General features: G+C 56.5%; 2 protein-coding genes. One reads left to right on the top strand and one right to left on the bottom strand.

Annotated features, from left to right (window positions below):
* The first annotated feature begins 93 nt into the window (after nucleotides 1-93).
* Nucleotides 94-1,305 carry an ISAzo13 family transposase gene (locus tag FJ398_27515; protein MBM3841625.1) on the top strand — a complete coding sequence of 404 codons (1,212 nt, stop codon included), beginning with the start codon at nucleotides 94-96 and terminating at the stop codon, nucleotides 1,303-1,305.
* Between the two features lie 219 nt (nucleotides 1,306-1,524).
* Here FJ398_27515 and FJ398_27510 read toward each other — a convergent pair.
* A partial coding sequence (locus FJ398_27510; protein ID MBM3841624.1) for a tetratricopeptide repeat protein occupies nucleotides 1,525-1,808 on the bottom strand: 284 nt, incomplete at its 5' end.

Below are 1,808 nucleotides of genomic sequence, written 5' to 3'. Positions count from 1 at the left end.
CTTTCACGATCTTTTAGCTCACCCAGGCATTGTTAGGCGTTGTAAATAAATAAAGGTGTCAATCGAAGGGTGATTGCTGTATGCTTTCCGAGCATGAACAACCTGTCCGAATTGAAGCGGAAGTTTCGTACCGCATGGCCTCATCTGGACGAACGCACGCGGCGTATCATGGCTGCTAGTGAAGCGCTGAGTTTGGGCTATGGAGGGGTTTCTGCGGTACGACGAGCGTGTGGGTTGTCGCGCAAGGCGATCAGCAAAGGGATTCGGGAAATCCAGGCAAGGGGTAAGCCGTTGGTCGGCCGTATCCGCCGGCCCGGAGCGGGCCGTAAATCGATCACCGAATCCGATCCGGGTCTGGTGCAGACGCTTGAGGGGTTGATTGATGAGCAAACGCGCGGAGACCCGCAGTCTGCGCTGCGCTGGATTTGCAAAAGTACGCGAGCCATCGCCGAGGAACTGGATCAGCAGCAACATCCTGCCAGCCACATGAAGGTCGCGCAGATTCTTCATCAACTGGGCTATAGCCTCCAGAGCAATCGCAAGACCGAGGAGGGAGCGGATCATCCCGACCGCGATGCCCAGTTTCGCCACATCAACCTCACGGTCAAAAGATGCCTGAGGCAAGGGATCCCAGTCATTTCGGTGGACACGAAAAAGAAGGAACTGGTTGGCAATTACCACAATGGCGGCCAGCAATGGCGTGCAGCCAAGCAGCCCAGGCGGGTGCAAGGTCACGATTTTCCCGGTCCAGAAGTTGCCCGCGCCTATCCCTATGGCATTTACGACATTGGACGCAACGCCGGTTTTGTTAATGTGGGAACCGACCACGATACCGGTGCCTTTGCGGTGGCATCGATTCGGGGTTGGTGGCGCACCGAGGGCAAACGCATTTATCCGCATGCGAAAACGATCCTGATCACGGCCGACGGCGGTGGCAGTAACGGGTGGCGGTTGCGGCTGTGGAAGTTGGAGCTGCAAAAATTCGCCAACCAGACCGCACTGGGCATTGAGGTGTGTCACTTTCCTCCCGGCACCAGCAAATGGAACAAGATCGAGCACCGACTGTTTTCCTTTATCTCATCGAATTGGCGCGGCGAGCCGTTGCGGGACTACGAAACCATCGTCCATCTCATCGCCGCGACGACCACGGCCAAGGGATTGAAAGTCACCTGCCGACTCGATCGGCGCAAATACCCCACCGGGCGCGCAGTCAGCGATGAAGAGATGCAGCAGGTAAACCTCAAACCCAACAAGTTTCATGGCGAGTGGAACTACCTCATCAAGCCAAACGTGAAGACAGGTTGATACCTTTATTTATTTACAGTGCCTTACTAAACGACTTTCCGTTCTTCAACGCGAAAGTTTCGAATTCCAATTTTTCTGTGATCTCTGTGTGCTCTGTGGTGAAGTAAATTGTGTCAGCGACGGCAGGCCCCCGTGCCCTGGGAAGGGTAACCAAGGGGGGTTGCCCCTACAACGAACAAGAAACGACTATCGGAAAACCTGGCGTCAGCGGGGAAACGCTCAGCTTTTGTCAGGCTCTTTCTTCTCGCCCAGTTGGCGCTTCCAGCCCAGGGTGCGCGCCTTGGCGGCGATCGCTTCGGCCTCGGCGATGAGGCCCTTTTTCTGGTAGAAGATCGACAGGCTGGTGTACGCCAACTCATCGTCCGGCGCCGCTTCGATGAGCCGCTTGCCGACCTCGATCGCCTGGTCGAACTTTTCCTGATGGGAGTAGGTCATCGCCAAGGCGTGCAGCGCGTCGGCATAGTTGGCATCTTGGTCGAGCGCCTTGAGATAGGCGGCCGCCG

This window comes from Verrucomicrobiota bacterium, from assembly GCA_016871535.1.
GTDB lineage: Bacteria > Verrucomicrobiota > Verrucomicrobiia > Limisphaerales > SIBE01 > VHCZ01.
The sequence above is the reverse complement of the archived record's forward strand: the minus strand, read 5'-3'. Positions and strand labels throughout refer to the sequence as shown.